The organism is Sphingomonas oleivorans, assembly GCF_003050615.1.
Taxonomy (GTDB): domain Bacteria; phylum Pseudomonadota; class Alphaproteobacteria; order Sphingomonadales; family Sphingomonadaceae; genus Sphingomonas_H; species Sphingomonas_H oleivorans.
This window is the reverse complement of sequence record NZ_NWBU01000010.1, coordinates 283,943-301,769: the sequence shown is the minus strand read 5'-3', so window position 1 is coordinate 301,769 and position 17,827 is coordinate 283,943. Positions and strand designations below refer to the sequence as shown.

The following is a 17,827-nucleotide window of genomic DNA, read 5'->3' as shown; positions in this document are numbered from 1 at the left end:
CGCGCCGGAAGCCGGCGCGGGAAGCCTTTGCCTCAGCCTCTCGCCGCCTTGCGGCTGGGCGCTGCGGCCATGCGCGCCGCGAGCGCGGAGACGACGCCCTGCGCGGACTGGATGCCGCCTTCCTGCCAGCCCGGCGTCTGGCTCAGCGCCGCGCTCGCGAAATAGACGCGGCCGTCGGGCTTGTGCAGCAGGCGGAAGGGCTCGGTATCGATATGGCCTTCCTGCCGTCCGCTTACGCCGGCATACCAGTTCGGCCAGGGCCCCAGGCTGTAGGGGATCTTGTGCCAGTTGACGACGAGCGGATTGACGAGATCCGCGCCATGGCCCGGATGCAGCCGCTCGACCGCAGCGCGCGACATGGCGATCTGCTCGGCAAGCGGCCGCTGCTCGAACTTCGCGGCCACCTCGCCCGAGCTGTAGCAGGCGAGCAGCATGCCGCGATCGCTGTGCAGCTTCGCGCTCGGATACCAGATCAGCGAGGTCTCACCGCCGACGAAGGAGATGCCGCCATAGATCTGCTCCTTCTCCCAGAAGCGCGGCGATTCAAACGCGACCTTGTTCGAATGGTCATAGACCACGCCCGCGATCGCCTGCGCCACGGGCTTGCTGAAATTGGCGTCGATCTTGGCCAGCACCGGGAAGGGGATGGTGCAGATCACATAATCGGCCTTGATCGCGCTGGTGGCGCCGCTCTTGCGATCGCGCCACATCACTTCCACGCCCGAGGCGCCGTTGCGGATCTTCTGCACGTCGGCGTTGCGCACGACCTTCTTGCGCAGAGCCCGCTCGAAGCCGACGGGAAGCTGGTCCATGCCGCCGACCGGCTGGAACATCGTCGCCTGCATGTAGATATTGTCCTCGAACAGCGTCATCGGAAGCTGTTCGTTGGCGAGCAGGTGCTTGAGATCCATCGGCGCATTGGGCGAATCGAACGCGCCGATATCGGCACCCGGCAGCGTCTTGAAGCCGGCGCGCAGGCTGCCCGTATAGGCACCGTTCGGATCGAGATCGCCATAGAGGTTGAGGAAGGGCAGCAGCTTGGCCTTGTCCTCGGCGGTCAGCGCCTGGTCGAGCGAGCCCTGGTTGATCGCCTTGGCGAGCAGTTCGGCAATATGGCCGCGCAGGTCGTTCGACGCCTGGCGCATCTGGAGGCGATCGCCACTCTTGCCCTGGATGAAGGCGCTGCGGCTGGAATTGACCTCGACTTCCATCGGCACGCCCAACTTCTTGGCATAGCCGAGATAGCCCTGATGATGGCTCGGGATGCGCGCCGGGCCGGCGTTGAAATAGATGCCATCCGAATAGCTTGCGGTCTGGTCCGCCTCGCCGATCATCTCGATCTTGTCGCCGTCGCGCACCGTCCAGGCGCGCCCGCCGACGCGATCGCGCGCCTCGAGCACCGTCACGTCGAAGCCCGCCTGCTCCAGCTCATAGGCGGCGACCATTCCGGAGATGCCCGCTCCCAGCACCACCACGCTCGTGCCCGCGCCGAAATCCTTGGGAAGCGGCGTCAATCCTTCCGCATGGGCGGTGGACATCAGGCCCAATGCCTGCATCGCGCCATAGGCAGCGCCCACCCCGCCCATCATGCCGATCCGGCCGAGCAGTTTACGACGAGTAATCATCCGGGACCCCTTCTTCCCGGCGATCGAAACATCCGATCACCGGCACATGTCATCATGCGACGCACTCCCCGCGCGCCGGTCCCATCCTGCAAAGCTGTGCCGCTGTTAGCCGCGGTTGACATCGTTATAACGAAGCACACGGCACGATCCGCCATAGGGCACGTACCCCGGCTCGCTTGTTCGTTATGGGCTGGGTAAGGATCATCTTTCGGGGCAGCTGTCCAGCGCCGAAATGATAGTCCTACTTAGGTAAAAGAGTTTCAGGGAGTATCCGGGATGCAGGCCACGAGCGCCATCGACCTGTCCGGCGAGCGCGATCGCCGCCACCGCCTCCGCTCGATCATCGGCGGCTCCACCGGCAATCTCGTCGAATGGTATGACTGGTATGTCTATTCGGCCTTCACCCTCTATTTCGCGCCGGCCTTCTTTCCGGTGGGCGACCAGACGGCACAGTTGCTGAACGCCGCCGCCATCTTCGCGGTCGGCTTCCTGATGCGACCGATCGGGGCGTGGATCATGGGCATCTATGCCGATCGGCGTGGCCGCAAGGCGGGGCTTACCCTGTCCGTCACGCTGATGTGCCTGGGCTCGCTGATCATCGCGGTGACGCCCGGCTATGCCATGATCGGCTGGGCGGCGCCCGCGCTGCTCGTGCTCGCGCGGCTGATGCAGGGCCTGAGCGTCGGCGGCGAATATGGCGCGAGCGCCACCTATCTCAGCGAAATGGCGGGCCGCAACCGGCGCGGTTTCTTCTCCAGCTTCCAATATGTCACTTTGATCTCGGGCCAGCTGATCGCGCTCTGCGTGCTGCTGATCCTGCAGGCATCGCTGTCCGAAGCCGCGCTGGAAAGCTGGGGCTGGCGCATTCCCTTCGCGATCGGCGGGATGCTCGCCATCGCCGTCTTCTATCTCCGCCGCGGCCTCGCCGAAACGGAAAGCTACAAGAATGCAGCCATCTCCGACGCGCCCAAATCGAGCGGCTGGGCGCTCTTCACCCGCTATCCCGCCCAGGCCTTCACCGTCGTGGCGTTGACCGCGGGCGGCACGCTCGCCTTCTACGCCTACTCCACCTACATGCAGAAATTCCTGGTCAACACCTCCGGCTTCGGGCGCGAGACGGCGACCGAGATCAGCGCCGCCGCGCTCTTCCTCTACATGCTGCTCCAGCCCGTAGCCGGCGCGCTTTCCGACCGGATCGGCCGCAAGCCGCTGATGGTCGGCTTCGGCCTGTTCGGCCTCCTCTGCACCGTGCCGATCTTCTCGACGCTGGAAACGGTGCGCAGCCCCTATGCCGCCTTCGCGCTGGTATTCGGCGCGCTGATCATCGTCACGGGCTATACCTCGATCAACGCGGTGGTGAAGGCGGAGCTTTTCCCGGCGCATATCCGCGCGCTGGGCGTGGCGCTGCCCTATGCGCTCGCCAACACCATCTTCGGCGGCACGGCCGAATATGTCGCTTTATGGTTCAAGAGCCAGGGGCTGGAAAGCGGCTTCTACTGGTATGTGACGGGGATGATCGGCATCTCGCTGATCGTCTATCTGCGCATGCGCGACACGCGCGACCACAGCCTGATCCACGAAGATTGAGGAGCGGATTGAGAAGCGGGCGTCAGAGCGCATCCTCGACCAGCAGCCTTTTCTCCACCTTGCCCGCCGCGTTGCGGGGCAGCCGGGCGACGAAGCCGAAATCGCGCGGTACCTTATAGGCCGCCAGCCGCTCGCGGCAGAAGCGCGCCAGCGCGTCCACCGTCACGGGCGCGCGCGCCACCACATAGGCATGGCCCACCTCGCCCCAGATCGGATCGGGGGCGCCCACCACCGCCGCCTCCACCACCGCCGGGTGGCGCAGCAGCACCGCCTCCACCTCGGCCGGATAGACATTCTCGCCGCCGGACACGAACATCTCCTTGGCGCGGCCCACGACATAATGGAAACCATCCGCATCGCGCCGCGCCAGATCGCCCGATTTCAGCCATCCGTCGGGGGAAAAGGCCGCCGCCGTCGCTTCCGGCTGGCGCCAATAGCCGGGCGTCACGCTGGCGCCCGCAAACCATATCTCGCCCACCTCGCCCGGCCCCACGTCCCGCCCGCCCGATACCAGCCGCGCCTGGAGCAGGAGCTGCGTCTTGCCGACCGATCCGATCCGGTGCGGCGCATTGGCGCGGTCCATCACGAAGGCGGTGGGCCCCGTCTCCGTCATCCCCATGCCGTTGCACAGGATCAGGCCGCGCTCCAGCCAGCGCCGCTGCAACGCCTCCGGCAAGGCTCCGCCGCCCGATCCGAAGAAGCGCACGCGCGAAAGATCCGCCGCCGCGAAACCCGGCTGGTCGCTCAGCGCCTGATAGATGGTTGGCACGCCGAACATGCTCGTCACGCGCCCGCCCGCCAGCGTGCGCAAGGTCGCGCCCGCCTCGAAATCGCCCAATATCACGCGCCCCCCGGCGAACAGCGTCGGCAGCGCGTAGAGATTGATCCCTGCCGTATGGAAGAGCGGCAATATGGCGAGCGTCACCTCATCCTCGCCAAGCCCGATCGCGGTGCGCACATTCACATGATTGGCCTGCGCCATGCCATAGGTCTGGATCACGCCCTTGGGCCGGCCGGTCGTGCCGGAAGTGTAGAGCAGATACCAGCATTCGTCCGCCCCCGAGAGCCGGGGGCCGAGCCCCTCCCCACTCCCTTGAAGATAGTCGCCGTCGAGGCTGCGCAGCCTCACCCCGTCCGGCACGGCCGCCCGCGCCGCTTGCACCAGCCCCGCCTCATGGAACAGCAGCATGGGCTCGCAATCGGCGATCACGGCGGCGAGCTCGGGCGTCGCCAGCCGCCAGTTGAGCGGCACCATGATCGCGCCCAGCCGCGCGCAGGCGAAGAGCAGCTCGAAAAATTCGATCCGGTTGTGCGCCAGCATCGCCACCCGGTCGCCCGCGCGGACGCCCTCGCGCGCCAGCATCGCGGCGGCGCGTCCCGCCGCCCGATCGAGCGCGCCATAGCTGGTCTCGCGCCCATCCCGCTGCATTTCGAAGGCGATGCGCTCCGGCGTCAGCTCCGCCCGTCGTGCGAGCGGATCCGGCAGCATCGTCATGCCGCCCCCCTGCGCGGCGCAAGGCCATGCGCGATCAGCGCGCCCGCCGCTTCCGCCACCTCCGCCGGCGACATATCCTCGCCCCACACGCCATAGCGCATGCCCAGGAACACGCTCATTCCCACCAGCGCCCAGGCGCGCACCTCATCCTGCCCCTCGCTGATCTCGCCCCGGCCGGATGCGGCGCGCAGGCCGTCGCGATAGGCTTCGATGAACACGCGATAATGTTCGCGATAGACATCCTCGGCGACGAACTGCGATTCCTCGATGATGCGGTAGAGCGCCTTATGGCGCCGGACGAAGCCGATATAGGCTTCCAGCCCGCGTCGCTCCGCCGTCAGCCGGTCGGTCACGCCCCGCAGCTCATGCGCGATATGGTAGCGCACGGCATGGCTCATGTCGCGCACCAGCGCGCGGAACAGCGCCTCCTTGCCCTCGAAATAGGTATAGAAGCTGCCGAGCGCGACGCCCGCCCGCTGGGTGATGCTCGTGATCGCGGCGTCGTGATAGCCCCGCTCGCCAAATTCGGCGGCGGCGGCATCGAGCAGCCGCCGCATCGTCCTGCGGCCGCGCTCCGTCTTGGGTGTCCTGTCAGTCATCCTCTGTCGATCTTCTGCCGCGCCGGCAAGGCGGGATCAAGCGGCCCCATAGTTGAACATTGACTCGGTTTTCGGGATGAGCGAATATGACCTCCGAAAACGAGACCGGGACGACGATCCCGGATCCGGTTCAGGGGAACGAGGATGCCGATCTTCACCTCGAGTGACGGCGCGGCGATCGTCTATGACGATGAGGGGCACGGCCCTCCGCTGCTTTGCCTGCACGGGCTCAATGCCCATGCCGGCTTCTATGCGCCCCAGCGCGATGCGCTGGTCGATCGCTTTCGCATCATCCGGCCGGATTTCCGGGGCCATGGCCGGACGGCCGCCAGCGGCGAGTTGACGGTCGAGCGCCTCGCCGCCGACGTCACCGAGCTTGTTCAGGCGCTCGATCTGCGCGACGCGATCGGCATCGGCTGGTCGCTCGGCGCGATGGTGCTGTGGCATGTGCTGCTCGGGCCCGCGGCCCCCGCCTTCGCCGGTGCGATCACGATCGACATGGGCCCCAAGGTGCTCGACGAGGGCGACTGGCATCTCGGCCTGATCGACGAAAGCCTGCGCGTCGGCGAGGCGGACGAGGATGCCGCCGCGCGCGGCCGCCGCATCGCCAATGCCATCGTCGCCAAGGGGCTGGGGGAAGAGCGCGCGCCGCTCATCGCCCAAATGGCGGCGGAGATTGCCACGGTCGATCTGGATGCCGTCGCCGCGATCAACCGCTCGCTCGTCGCGCAGGATCTGCGCGACCGCCTCGCCGAAATCCGCACGCCGATGCGCATCGCTTATGGCGCGCGGAGCCAATATTATGCGCCCGAAACCAGCCATTTCCTTGGACGAGCGCTGCCGCAGGCACGCGCCGTCGCCTTCCCCCGCTCCGGCCATGCGCCCCAGCTCGAGGAGCCCGAAGCCTTTAATCGCATGATAATCGATTTCGCGGCCGACCTGCCGGTGAATGCAGGCGGCCAGTCTTGAGGGAGGACTGCCATGAAACATATCAAAAGCAGAAAGCTGCTGCTCGCCGGATCGGCCCTTCTGGGGCTCGCCTCCCCGGCCGCCGCGCTGGCCCAGCAGGCCGAAACTGAAACCGCCCCAGCCCCGGAACAGGCGACCGGCGCGGATGCCGCGCTGATCGGCGCCGAGATCATCGTCACCGCGCGCCGCCGCGAGGAAAGGCTGCAGGACGTTCCCGTCGCCATTTCCGCCTTTTCAGGCACCGCGCTCCAGAATCAGGGCGCGATCGACATCACCTCGCTCCAGCAGCAGACGCCCAACCTCACGCTCCAGATCGCGCGCGGATCGAACAGCACGCTGATCGCCTTCATCCGCGGCATCGGCCAGCAGGATCCGGTATGGGGCTTCGAACCCGGCGTCGGCCTCTATGTCGACGATGTCTATGTCGCGCGCCCCCAGGGCGCCGTGCTCGACATTTTCGACATCGATCGGGTGGAGGTGCTGCGCGGGCCGCAGGGCACGCTCTATGGCCGCAACACGATCGGCGGCGCGATCAAATATGTCACCAAGCGGCTCGGCAATGATTTCGAGGCGAAGGTGCGCGGCGCCTATGGCAGCTATGATCAGCGCGATCTGATCGGCTCGGTCACGGTGCCGATCAGCGACATATTGTCCGTCGGCGGCGCGGTCGCCTGGTACAAGCGCGACGGCTTCGGCGAGAATCTCACCACCGGCGCCGAACATTATAACAAGGATGTGCTCGCCGGCCGCCTCTCGGCCGAGCTCACGCCGTCCGACGCGCTCTTCATCCGCATCGCCGCCGACAAGACGGTCGACAAGTCGAACCCGCGCCACGGCCATCGCGAGCTCGGCAACGGCACCGCGCTCGGCGCGCCGCTGGAGGATGTCTATGACACGCGCGCCGGCATCGGCGACGACAATAAGGTCGTGACCCAGGGCATTTCCGGCACGATCGAGTTAGAGGCATCGGATGCGCTGACGCTCAAATCGATCACCGCCTATCGCAAGGGCCATACCGATACCGTCATCGATTTCGATGGCCTGCCCCAGCCGATCCTGGACATACCCTCCTTCTACAAGGACCATCAGTTCACGCAGGAATTCCAGGCGCTGATCACGGCGGACCGGCTCCAAGGCGTGATCGGCCTCTATTATCTCGACAATTCGGCCGAAGGCGCGTTCGATACGGTGATCGGCAACGCCAATCTCACGACGCTCACCAGCGGTCAGGTCGATACGCGCAGCTATGCCGCGTTCGGCGACATCAGCTATGATCTCACCGATCATTTCTCCGTCTCGCTCGGCGGCCGCTACACGCGCGACAAGCGCGAGGGCACGGTGTTCCGCGCCGACTATCTCGGCCTGCGCAGCCCGATCTTCGGCCGGCCGACGGCGACGCCCTTCCGCATCCGCACCAACTACACCAACGATCGTACCGATTCGAAATTCACGCCGCGGATCAGCCTGCGCTATGAGCCGACCGACGACATCATGGCCTATGCCTCCTACAATAAGGGCTTCAAGTCGGGCGGCTTCGATCCGCGCGGCGATGCGATCTTCACGCCGGATACGGTCAACGGCTATGCGCCGGAAACGGTCGATGCCTATGAGGTGGGCCTGAAGGGCGCCTTCCTCGATCGGACCTTCTTCCTCAACGCCGCCGGCTTCTATTCCGATTATAAGAACCAGCAGGTCACGACCCAGTTCGTTTCCGGCACCACGGTGGTGAGTTCGGTCGACAATGCCGGCGCCTCGCGCATCTGGGGCCTGGAGCTGGAAGGCCGGGCGGTCGCCTCGCCCGAACTGTCGGTCAGCTTCGCTTATGGCTATACCAACGCCAAATTCAGGGAATTTCTGACGCTCAATCCCGCCACGCTGCGCGTCGAGGATCTTGCCGACAGCCGAGTGTTCCAGAACACGCCGGAACATAATATCAATGTCAGCCTGAACTATGCGAAGGATCTGGGCGGCGCGGGCACGCTCGCCCTCACGCCCTCGCTCTCCTATCGCAGCGACTATTCGCTGTTCGAGGTGCCGAACCGCGTGCTCGATCAGGACGGCTATGAGCTGGTCGACATGAGCATCGTCTGGACGTCGGACGACAAGCGCTTCCAGATCGGCGCGCATGGCCGCAACCTGACCGACAAGAAATATCGCGTCGGCGGCTACAACTTCCCGGGCGCGCTCACCGGCAATTCGATCATCGGCTTCTATGGCCCGCCGCGCACCTTCACCGTCACCGGCGAAGTGCGTTTCTGACGATGCAACCGCCTCCTTCCTCCGTCACCCCAGCAAAGGCTGGGGTCCCTCCTTTCTCTCCGCTAGAGAGCGAGCCTCGTGGGACGCCGGCCTCCGCTGGCGTGACGGCAGGAAGGGGCAATGAAGTGAGCAGCGCAGCCGCACCGGAATCCAAATCCTATCGCGCCGTCGTGCTGGCGATGCTGCTCCTGGTCTACACCTTCAACTTCATCGACCGGCAGATCATCGGCGTCCTCGCAATCCCGATCAAGACCGAGCTGGGACTCAGCGACACCCAGCTCGGCGCGCTTGGCGGCCTCGCCTTCGCGCTCTTCTACACCGCGCTCGGCATTCCGATCGCCTGGGCCGCCGATCGCCGCAGCCGCACCTGGATCATGACGGTGTCGCTCGCGCTATGGAGCGCGTTCACCGCGCTGTGCGGCGTAGCGGGCAATTTCTGGCAGCTTTTTCTCTGCCGGCTCGGCGTCGGCGTCGGCGAAGCGGGCGGCGTCGCCCCGGCCTATGCGCTGATCTCGGACTATTTCCCCCGCGAAAGCCGCGCCCGCGCGCTCGCCTTCTACAGTTTCGGCATCCCGATCGGCTCGGCGCTCGGTATCTTCCTTGGCGGCTGGATCGCCTCCAGCGTCGATTGGCGCACCGCCTTTCTCACCGTCGGCCTCGCCGGCGTCGTGCTGGCGCCCCTCTTCCGCCTGGTCGTGCGCGAGCCCATGCGGGGCCGCTACGATCCCCCCGCCGCGCGCACCGAGCCCGCCGCGCTCGGCGAGGTCATGGCCACGCTCGCGCGCAAGCCCGCCTTCTGGCTGCTCGCCTTCGGCGCCTCATCCAGCTCGACGGTGGGCTATGGCCTGATCTTCTGGCTCCCCTCCTTTTTCGGGCGCAGCTTCGGGCTCAAGCTGTTCGACCTGTCGCTCTTCTACGGATCGATCATCTTCATCGGCGGGATGGTCGGCGTCTGGTGCGGCGGCTGGCTGGGCGACCGGCTCGGCAGCAGGGATCCCAAATATTATGCCCTCGTCCCCGCCAGCGCCTTCGTGATCGCGGTGCCGCTCTATGTGGCAGGCGTCATGGCGCCGGCCAAGGAACTGGCCTTCCTGCTGTTCCTCGTGCCACAGGCGCTGGCCCTGATGTGGCTGGGCCCCGTTCTTTCCGCCATCCAGCATCTCGTGCCGCCCAACATGCGCGCGACCGCATCGGCCAGCTTCCTGTTCATAAACAATCTGATCGGTATCGGCTTCGGCACGCTCTTCTTCGGCCTGGTGTCCGATGCGCTGGCCGCGCGCTTCGGGGATCAGTCGCTGCGCTATGCGATATTGATCGGCCTCGGCTTCTATCTGATCGCCGCCGCCCTGCTCGCGCTCGCCTCGCGCCATCTGGCGAAGGACTGGCATCGCTGATCAGGCAGCGCTCCAATAGTCCAGGCTCGTTGCGCTGATAGACGCGCCCGCCTGCGCCACCCGCGCCATGATCGCGTCGCGGAACCGATCCGCCGCGCTATCGCCCAGGATCAGCCGCAGGCTGCGGATGATCCGGCTGATGCGCAGATGGTTATGATCGTGCGGCACCAGCCAATGGTCATTGTCCCTATAGAAACGCAGCATCCGCGCTGCCGCCTGCTCCATCCGCTCCCGCGCCGCAGGCGATGCCGCCAGCTCCGCCCGATCCGCTTCCGTCAGCACGGGCGATCCCGGCACCGCCCGGCTCGGCTCGGGCAGCGGAAACAGCCATTGGATAAAGTCATGATGCTGCTCGATCGCCACGTCGGGCCAGCCGATTATCTCCGCATGCGTCCGCCCGGCGGCGTCGGTCCCGCCGTCGAAAAAGGCACGGAGCGGAAAAGAAAAGGGCGGTGTCATGCCTGTGCATGAACCGCCCTTCCCCATTTTGGATGCGTGAGATGGTCCGGGGCGGCTTTCCCGCTGCCCCGGACCAGCCGATCAGAACTCGAACTTCGCGCCCAGACGGACGCCCCAGAGCGAGAATCGCGCCTGATTGATCAGCGCCGGATTGGTGAAGCTCGAATAGCGATACTGGGTGCAGTTGCTGCCCGCCTGCTTCGCGCAGGCCACGTTCACCACCGTGGCGAGCTGCTGGGCGCTGAGGTTGGTCTGGCGCAGCGAGCCCCAATCCTTGTCGATGAAGTTCAGCACATTTTCCAGGTCCGCGAACAGCTTGACACGCGCCTGACGCCATGCGGGCACCGGAATTTCCTGATCGACGTGCAGGTCGACCTTGAAATAATTGGGCGAACGCTGGGTGTTCTTGGGGATGATGCGACCCTGATATTTCGACAGGCCGTTCGACTGGATAAAGTTCTGCAGCGCGGTGAAGGTGGCCGTGCTGTCATAGGTCACCAGCGGATCGGCGGTTTCGCTCGCGACATTCGGTACATAGAGCAGATGGCGGTTGCTCGTGCCCACCACGCCGAACACGCTCGAACGGCCGTTCGTGAGGACGGGGTCGTTCATGGTCAGGCTGTAGGGCCGGCCCGAACGCAGCTCGCCGAACAGGCTGACGCGCGTCTTATAGTCGCCGAAGAAGGCATGATCATAGTCGATGTTGAACTTGAACGAGTGCCGGATCTGATAGTCCGACGTTCCCGCCGCGGCGAAGTTCGGATCGACCATCGCCGTATTGCCATAGATGCCCGAAGCCGTCGTGCCGCTGTTCAGCGGATTGACGTCCTCAATATCCTGGAAGGTGTAGCTCGCGCCGATATTCAGGTCGAAGTCGAAGCGCTTGTCGAAGCGCGCGACCGCGACCAGGCTGTGGCCCGCCTTGGTGTTGTACAGGAAAAGGTCGGAATTGGCGCCCACCGCCGTGCTGTAGCGCGGCCGGCCGTCCGGCATCGTGCCGATCCTGACGGCGCGCAGGTCGGTATAGCTGGGCGCATTGTTGGTCTGGCCATAATAGACGTCAGCACCGAGATTCCAGCCATCACCGAGCGGACCGAGATCGGCCGCATAATCGGCCGAAAGGCTCCACTTCCAGGTGGATTGCAGCTTGTAATCCGGATCCTGCGAGTTGGTGCTGGTGCTGGCCAGCGCAGCCGTGTTCGTCCGCAGATAATCCTGGACGAGCGGATTGATGGTCTTTCCATCGACATTATCGAGTGCTGCGGAGCAGAGCGCCGGCGAAAGCGCCGCCCGCGTGCTCGTGTCGATGCAGCCCGTCGCCGTCCGCTGGAAGCCGATGGCATTGCCCAGCACGCCCGCCTGGGTGAAGCTGTTGGAGAGCAGCACGTCCGGGGAGCCGCCCGCGAAGAGGCCAACGCCGCCGCGCAGCGTCAGCGCGTCGGTCGCCTGCCAAGTCAGGCCAAGGCGCGGCTGGAAGATATATTTGCCCTTGATCGTGGCATTGTTGCGGAAGCCGTAGCGCTGCAGGAAGAAGCGGTTGAGCGGCGGCGTCGACTGCGAACCATAAAGGTCGATGCGGCCGCCATAGGTCAGGTTGAAGCGGGACGTGACGTCCCAGCTATCCTGAAGCGCAAACAGATAGGATGAATAGCCGTAATTGGCGGCCACATCCTGCAGGTCGCCGGTGATCGATCCCTGAAGCGCCAGCGTATTGGCCCGGCGGTTCTGAAAGTCGCTGACGGAATCGAAATAATAGGTGCCGAGCGCATCGCGCACGAACAGGTTGGTCACATCGAAGAAATTATAGCCGGCGATGAACTTGAAGGTATGATCCCCCATGCTCAGCCGCGCGGTGATGTCGCCGCCATAATTTTTCGTCTTGAGCAGATTGGCCTGCTGGAACTGACCCGTGCCGAAGAAGATGCGCGCAGCACCCGGCGACGCGCTGCTGCCCTGCGAGCAGCTGATGAGCGCGGCACCGACGCCGGAAACGGGGTTGTTCGGATCGGTGCAGACCTGGAACTGGCCGAAGCCCGGCGCGCCGAAGGGCGCGGGAAGGATCGACGATTCGCGATAGACCAGCCGCGTTTCCGTGCTGAAATCGTCCGACCAGTCGGAATTGAGCTGGAAAGTGCCGGCATCCACCTCTTCCGGCCGGTAGAAGGCGATCGAACGGAGGCCGATCGCGGGAGAGGCCGCTCTCGTATCGTTGCTGTTGGGGCTGCCGACACCGCCCTCATTGTGGATATAGGTGAAGGAGGCGCGCTGCCCGTCCACCACGTTCCAGTCGAGCTTGACCGTATATTTCTCGTCGCTCTCGACCGAGTTGCTGAAGACGCCGAGCGGATCATAGCCATAGACGCTGTTGGAGATCCCGGTCACCTGATCGACCGTGGCCTGGCTCAGCCCCGGCACAGGATTGGCCGATCCGGCAAGGCCCACGTCGATCGGCTGGCTTTCGTCCAGCTTCTCATAGGAAATGGCGAAGAACAGCTTGTCCTTGATGATCGGCCCCGACAGGAAGCCGCCATAGTTTTTGCTGTCGAAATTCAGCGAGACGGAGCGGTCGCGCGTACGATCGCCGGTCAGGCTGTCGTCGGTATAGGTATAGAAAGCCGATCCGCTGAAATCATTATTACCCGAACGCAGCACGACGTTGATCGCGCCGCCCTGGAAATCGCCTTCCGACACGTCATAGGGCGCAATCTTCACCGAAAGCTGCTCGATCGCGTCCAGCGGCACGGGGCCGCGCGCCGTCGGCAGGCCGCCATTGTTCAGGCCGAAATTGTCAGAGAAGCGCACGCCGTCGACGGAGAATTTGTTGAGACGGCCATTCTGACCGGCAATCTCCAGGGAACGGCCATTGGTGGGATCGAGGCTGGCGAAGGGGCTGCGCCGCGCGACGTCGCGTATGTCGCGCGCGATCGAGGCCACGCCTTCAATGCCCTCGCGGCTGATCGAGGTGATCGGCCCGGACGAAAGCTCCGTCGCGCCCGACTTCGATGCCGTGACGAGGATCTCCTCGCCCGTCTCCAGCGCGATCGGCAGGCGCAGCGGCTGGCCGGCGGTAAGCTGGATGTCCGAAATCGTCGTGTCGCCGAAGCCGGTCGCGCTGACGGAGACGGTGAAGGGGCCGCCCACGCGCAGGCCCGACAAAGCGAAGCTGCCGTCGCCGCCGGTCGTGGCGGTCGCGGTGGTGCCCGAAGGAAGATGCTTCACGGTGACGACAGCGCCGCTCACGGCCGCGTCCGCCGCGGTCACGACACCACGGATCGAGGATGTCGTCTCCTGCGCATAGGCCGCAGAACAAACGAGCGCGAGCGCGACAGCCGCGCTCCCCTGAAGATAGCTACGCATTGAAATCCCCCGTTTTCAGGTCCGGTCTTCCCTGAACCAGGCCCTATCAAGGCATAATTGCCTAGGTAATAAAAGCCTTAATGAGGCTTCTGCCGCACTGCGACGCAAAAGTCGTTGCGGTGCGGCAACGGCGCAACTGTCCGCGCGCGCATGCTCGACAAGGGCCGCGCAGCGTGGAAAATCTCCGCCGCGTGGGGCATCGGGACGGGGGAACCGGATAGTGACGAACTGGCTGCTCCTTTCCGGAATCGCCGTCGTCGTGATCGGCTTCCTGCTCAGGCTCAATCCGCTGCCCGTCGTGGCCGCCGCCGCGCTCGTCACCGGCCTTTCGGCGGGGCTCGATCCGGTCGCAATCGTCTCCGCCTTCGGCAGGGCGTTCAATGACAATCGCTATGTCAACCTGATCTGGATCGTGCTGCCCGTCATCGGCCTGCTCGAACGATATGGCCTGCAGCAGCGCGCCGGCGCGCTGATCGCGCGGCTCAGGGGCGCCACCGCCGGCCGCCTGCTGCTCGCCTATCTGATCATCCGCCAGGGGTTCGCCGCACTCGGCCTCACCTCGATCGCCGGCCATGCCCAGACGGTGCGGCCGCTGGTAGCCCCCATGGCCGAGGCCGCCGCCGCGCGCGAACGGCCCCTGCTCGACAGGGACAGCCGCGACAGGGTCCGCGCCTTCGCTGCCGCCACCGACAATGTCGGCCTCTTCTTCGGAGAGGATATTTTCGTCGCGATCGGATCGATCCTGCTGATCGTCGGCTTCTTCGCGCAGAATGGCATCACGCTCGCACCGCTCCAGCTCTCGCTCTGGGCGATCCCCAGCGCGATCCTCGCCCTGCTGATCCATGGCACGCGGCTGTTGATGCTCGATCGGCGGCTGGGCGGACCGGGCGGGCGATGATCACGCTTTCCTGGCTCTATGCCTTTGCCGGCCTGATCTTCGCCGCCTATGCGGTGCTGAGCGCGCGCGACCGCACCAATGGCAAGCGGTTCGGCAATGCCGCCTTCTGGGCGCTGCTCGCGCTCAGCTTCCTGGGTGGCGACCGGCTCGGCGATCTTGGCAATGGCCTGCTCCTCCTCTGCCTCGTCGGCCTTGCCGGCTTCGGCGCGCTGGGACGCGGCCTACCGCGCACGACCGGCCCGGAAGAGCGCGAGGCGCTATCCGCCCGGCACGGAAACCGCCTCTTCCTGCCCGCGCTGGTCATTCCGGCCAGCACGCTCGCCGGCACGCTGCTGCTGAAGGACAGCGGCCTGTTCGATCCGAAGCAGGTCACGCTGCTGTCGCTCGGCATGGGCGTCGTCATCGCGCTCATCGTCGCATGCATCTGGCTGCGCCCGCCGCCGCTCGCCGCGCTGGAGGAAGGGCGGAGGCTGATGGATTCGATCGGCTGGGCGGCGATCCTGCCCCAGATGCTGGCGGCGCTCGGGGCGGTCTTCGCGCTCGCCGGCGTCGGCGAGGTGGTCGGCGGGCTCGCCGGGCGCATCCTGCCCGATGGCAATCTCTTCGCCGCCGTCGCCATCTATGCGCTGGGCATGGCGCTCTTTACCATCGTCATGGGCAATGCCTTCGCGGCCTTCCCGGTGATGACCGCGGCGGTCGGCCTGCCGATCCTGATCCGCGGCCATGGCGGCGATCCGGCGGTCGTCGCCGCGATCGGCATGCTGTCCGGCTTTTGCGGCACGCTGATGACGCCGATGGCGGCCAATTTCAACATCGTGCCCGTCGCCCTTCTCGAGCTCGGGAACAGAAATGCCGTCATCAAGGCGCAGCTCGGCACGGCGCTTCCGCTGCTCGCTGCCAATCTCCTCCTAATCTATCTGCTGGCCTTCCGATGATCCCTGCCCCGCCCCATGCGCTCGATCCCGCCACCGCGCAGCGCTTCGCGCGCATCGCGCTCGGCCATGTCACGCGCCAATATCCGCACAAGCTCGATCATGTCATGGCGGAGCCCCAGGATGTGCGCGCGCCGGCGGAACTCCACCCGATCTTCTTCGGCAGCTTCGATTGGCATAGCTGCGTCCATGGCTATTGGCTGCTGCTCCGCCTGCTCCGCCGCTTTCCGGACATTGCCGCCGCCGCCGACATCCGCCGCCTCGCCAATGCCATGCTGACGCCTGAAAAGGCGCTTGCCGAACGCGCCTATCTCGATCGTCCCGCCTCGGCCGGCTTCGAGCGGCCCTATGGCTGGGCCTGGCTGCTCGCGCTCCATGGGGAGGCGGCGCGGCACGATGCCGGATGGGCCGATGCGCTCGCCCCGCTCGCGCGCGCCTTCGCCGATCGCTTCCTCGCCTTCCTGCCGAAGCTCAGCTATCCGATCCGCACCGGCACCCATTTCAACACCGCCTTCGCGCTGATCCTCGCGCTCGAATGGGCGGAGGAGCGCGATCCTGCGCTGACCGCCATGATCCGCGCCCGCGCATGCGACTATTTCGCCGCCGATCGCGCCTGCCCCGGCTGGGAACCGGGGGGAGACGAATTTCTCTCCTCCGCGCTCGTCGAAGCCTTGTGCATGCGCCGGGTGCTGCCGCCGGCCGAATTCCGCATCTGGTTCGCCGATTTCCTTCCCGATCTGGCGCGGGGCGAGCCCGCCACCCTCTTCACCCCCGCCTTCGTCTCGGATCGGTCGGACGGGAAGATCGCCCATCTCGACGGCTTCAACTTCAGCCGCGCCTGGTGCTGGCGCGCCATCGCCGATGCGCTCGATCCCAGGCTGGCGGAAAGAGCATGCCGCGCCGCGGCTCATCATCTCGAAGCCAGCCTGGCTTATGTCGCGGGCGATTATATGGGCGAACATTGGCTCGCCACCTTCGCCACGCTCGCGCTGGAAGCCTGAGGACCTCCTCTCCGTTCCGGACGCCGCCTCCCACGGTTCCCGTTCCGTTCCTATAATGGCCCCATGCGAATCGCGCCGCCGCCCGCCCCTGCCGCTCCCGAGCCGCCGCCGCTCCGCAAGATCATCCATATCGACATGGATGCCTTTTACGCCTCGGTCGAGCAGCGCGACGATCCCGCGCTCCGCGGCCGGCCCGTCGCGGTCGGCGGCGCGGGCGAACGGGGCGTGGTCGCCGCGGCCAGCTATGAGGCGCGCGCCTTCGGCGTCCGGTCCGCCATGCCGTCCAGCACGGCGAAGCGGCGCTGCCCCGATCTCCTCTTCGTGCCGCCCCGCTTCGACGTCTATCGCGCCGTCTCGCGCCAGATCCACGCCATCTTCGCCGAATATACGCCGCTCATCGAGCCGCTCTCGCTCGACGAGGCCTATCTCGACGTCACCGCCGATCTTCAGGGCATCGGCTCCGCCACCGCCATCGCCCGGGATATCCGCGCGCGCATCCGCGCCGAAACCGGGCTCACCGCCTCGGCCGGCGTCTCCTACAACAAGTTCCTCGCCAAGATCGCCTCGGATCAGAACAAGCCCGACGGGCTGTGCGTCATCACGCCGCGCCGGGGCGAGGCGTTCGTCGCCACCCTCCCCGTCGCGCGCTTCCATGGCGTCGGCCCGGTCACGGCCGCCCGGATGGCACGGCTCGGCATCCTCACGGGCGCGGACCTGCGCCAACGCAGCCTTACCTTCCTTCGCGCCGAATTCGGCAAGTCCGCCGATTATTACCATATGGCCGCGCACGGCCGCGACGACCGCCCCGTCCGCCCCGATCGCGAGCGCAAGTCGGTCGGCGCCGAACGCACCTTCGACCGCGACCTGACCGACGAGGCGGAGCTGCTCGCCGCGCTCGATCCCATAGTGGACGCGGTCTGCGCCCGCATCGAGCGCGCGGGTGCCGCGGGACGCACCGTCACGCTCAAGGTCAAATATGCGGATTTCCGCCAGATCACGCGCGCGCGCAGCTTTGCCGCCCCTGTCTCCGACCGCGCCTCGATCGCCGCCGCCGGCACGCTCCTCCTCCGCGCGCTCTGCCCCGTGCCCAGGGGCGTGAGGCTGCTCGGCCTCACTCTGTCCGCCCTGGAAGAAGGAGAGCCCACCAACCAGCTCGGCCTGGCCCTTTAGATCGGGCGAGGACATGCCCAAATCCGAAACGATGCCTTTCCTTCCTGGGCGTTTCGGCGCCCACTGAAATCTCTATCCTGAT

13 protein-coding genes are annotated in these 17,827 nt (G+C 66.0%); 8 read left to right on the top strand and 5 right to left on the bottom strand.

What is annotated here, in order from left to right; genetic code table 11:
- Positions 1–32: 32 nt before the first annotated feature.
- Positions 33–1,625 (bottom strand): flavin monoamine oxidase family protein, encoded by a 1,593-nt coding sequence (locus CLG96_RS12745; protein WP_120308480.1) that lies wholly within the window; start codon positions 1,623–1,625, stop codon positions 33–35.
- 276 nt (positions 1,626–1,901) lie between these two features.
- Here CLG96_RS12745 and CLG96_RS12740 point away from each other — a divergent pair, with 276 nt between their 5' ends.
- Complete coding sequence (locus tag CLG96_RS12740) at positions 1,902–3,212, top strand: MFS transporter (RefSeq protein WP_107968349.1); 1,311 nt, start codon at positions 1,902–1,904, stop codon at positions 3,210–3,212.
- A gap of 22 nt (positions 3,213–3,234) precedes the next feature.
- Here the strand turns inward: CLG96_RS12740 and CLG96_RS12735 are convergent, their stop codons facing one another.
- Positions 3,235–4,707: an AMP-binding protein gene (locus CLG96_RS12735; protein WP_107968348.1), complete on the bottom strand. Its 1,473-nt coding sequence runs from the start codon at positions 4,705–4,707 to the stop codon at positions 3,235–3,237.
- Positions 4,704–5,306, bottom strand: coding sequence for a TetR/AcrR family transcriptional regulator (locus CLG96_RS12730; protein ID WP_107968347.1), 603 nt, complete (start codon positions 5,304–5,306; stop codon positions 4,704–4,706). Before CLG96_RS12730 ends, CLG96_RS12735 begins: the two co-directional genes overlap by 4 nt.
- Positions 5,307–5,450: 144 nt before the next feature.
- Here CLG96_RS12730 and CLG96_RS12725 point away from each other — a divergent pair, with 144 nt between their 5' ends.
- The 3 genes from CLG96_RS12725 (at position 5,451) to CLG96_RS12715 (ending at position 9,928) form a co-directional block, all read left to right on the top strand.
- On the top strand, positions 5,451–6,275 hold the full coding sequence (locus CLG96_RS12725) for an alpha/beta fold hydrolase (protein WP_107968346.1): 825 nt from the start codon (positions 5,451–5,453) through the stop codon (positions 6,273–6,275).
- Between the two features lie 12 nt (positions 6,276–6,287).
- Positions 6,288–8,534, top strand: a complete 2,247-nt coding sequence (locus CLG96_RS12720; protein WP_107968345.1) for a TonB-dependent receptor — start codon at positions 6,288–6,290, stop codon at positions 8,532–8,534.
- A 179-nt stretch (positions 8,535–8,713) separates the two neighbouring features.
- Positions 8,714–9,928, top strand: a complete 1,215-nt coding sequence (locus CLG96_RS12715; protein ID WP_207796704.1) for a spinster family MFS transporter — start codon at positions 8,714–8,716, stop codon at positions 9,926–9,928.
- Here CLG96_RS12715 and CLG96_RS12710 read toward each other — a convergent pair whose 3' ends face one another.
- Positions 9,929–10,387: an opioid growth factor receptor-related protein gene (locus CLG96_RS12710; RefSeq protein ID WP_165799640.1), complete on the bottom strand. Its 459-nt coding sequence runs from the start codon at positions 10,385–10,387 to the stop codon at positions 9,929–9,931. It lies immediately after the preceding gene.
- Positions 10,388–10,468: 81 nt separating this feature from the next.
- Positions 10,469–13,744, bottom strand: a complete 3,276-nt coding sequence (locus tag CLG96_RS12705) for a TonB-dependent receptor (RefSeq protein WP_243395764.1) — start codon at positions 13,742–13,744, stop codon at positions 10,469–10,471.
- Positions 13,745–13,964: 220 nt separating this feature from the next.
- Between CLG96_RS12705 and CLG96_RS12700 the strand changes: the two genes are divergently transcribed.
- From CLG96_RS12700 to dinB, 4 genes are all read left to right on the top strand, one after another.
- A complete protein-coding gene (locus CLG96_RS12700) occupies positions 13,965–14,642 on the top strand; it encodes a DUF969 domain-containing protein (RefSeq protein WP_107968341.1) in 678 nt (225 codons plus the stop codon).
- A complete protein-coding gene (locus tag CLG96_RS12695) occupies positions 14,639–15,577 on the top strand; it encodes a DUF979 domain-containing protein (RefSeq protein WP_107968340.1) in 939 nt (312 codons plus the stop codon). Before CLG96_RS12700 ends, CLG96_RS12695 begins: the two co-directional genes overlap by 4 nt.
- The gene (locus tag CLG96_RS12690; RefSeq protein WP_107968339.1) at positions 15,574–16,575 is read left to right on the top strand and encodes a DUF2891 domain-containing protein; all 1,002 of its coding nucleotides are present in this window, start codon (positions 15,574–15,576) and stop codon (positions 16,573–16,575) included. Before CLG96_RS12695 ends, CLG96_RS12690 begins: the two co-directional genes overlap by 4 nt.
- 63 nt (positions 16,576–16,638) lie before the next feature.
- On the top strand, positions 16,639–17,745 hold the full coding sequence (gene dinB, locus CLG96_RS12685; RefSeq protein ID WP_107968338.1) for a DNA polymerase IV: 1,107 nt from the start codon (positions 16,639–16,641) through the stop codon (positions 17,743–17,745).
- Positions 17,746–17,827: the final 82 nt, after the last annotated feature.

Excerpts from the sequence above, each read along its gene's own strand:
- CLG96_RS12745 (WP_120308480.1), bottom strand. The coding sequence starts at position 1,625 with ATGATTACTCGTCGTAAACTGCTCGGCCGGATCGGCATGATGGGCGGG.
- CLG96_RS12740 (WP_107968349.1), top strand. The coding sequence starts at position 1,902 with ATGCAGGCCACGAGCGCCATCGACCTGTCCGGCGAGCGCGATCGCCGC.
- CLG96_RS12735 (WP_107968348.1), bottom strand. The coding sequence starts at position 4,707 with ATGACGATGCTGCCGGATCCGCTCGCACGACGGGCGGAGCTGACGCCG.
- CLG96_RS12730 (WP_107968347.1), bottom strand. The coding sequence starts at position 5,306 with ATGACTGACAGGACACCCAAGACGGAGCGCGGCCGCAGGACGATGCGG.
- CLG96_RS12725 (WP_107968346.1), top strand. The coding sequence starts at position 5,451 with ATGCCGATCTTCACCTCGAGTGACGGCGCGGCGATCGTCTATGACGAT.
- CLG96_RS12720 (WP_107968345.1), top strand. The coding sequence starts at position 6,288 with ATGAAACATATCAAAAGCAGAAAGCTGCTGCTCGCCGGATCGGCCCTT.
- CLG96_RS12715 (WP_207796704.1), top strand. The coding sequence starts at position 8,714 with ATGCTGCTCCTGGTCTACACCTTCAACTTCATCGACCGGCAGATCATC.
- CLG96_RS12710 (WP_165799640.1), bottom strand. The coding sequence starts at position 10,387 with ATGACACCGCCCTTTTCTTTTCCGCTCCGTGCCTTTTTCGACGGCGGG.
- CLG96_RS12705 (WP_243395764.1), bottom strand. The coding sequence starts at position 13,744 with ATGCGTAGCTATCTTCAGGGGAGCGCGGCTGTCGCGCTCGCGCTCGTT.
- CLG96_RS12695 (WP_107968340.1), top strand. The coding sequence starts at position 14,639 with ATGATCACGCTTTCCTGGCTCTATGCCTTTGCCGGCCTGATCTTCGCC.
- CLG96_RS12690 (WP_107968339.1), top strand. The coding sequence starts at position 15,574 with ATGATCCCTGCCCCGCCCCATGCGCTCGATCCCGCCACCGCGCAGCGC.
- dinB (WP_107968338.1), top strand. The coding sequence starts at position 16,639 with ATGCGAATCGCGCCGCCGCCCGCCCCTGCCGCTCCCGAGCCGCCGCCG.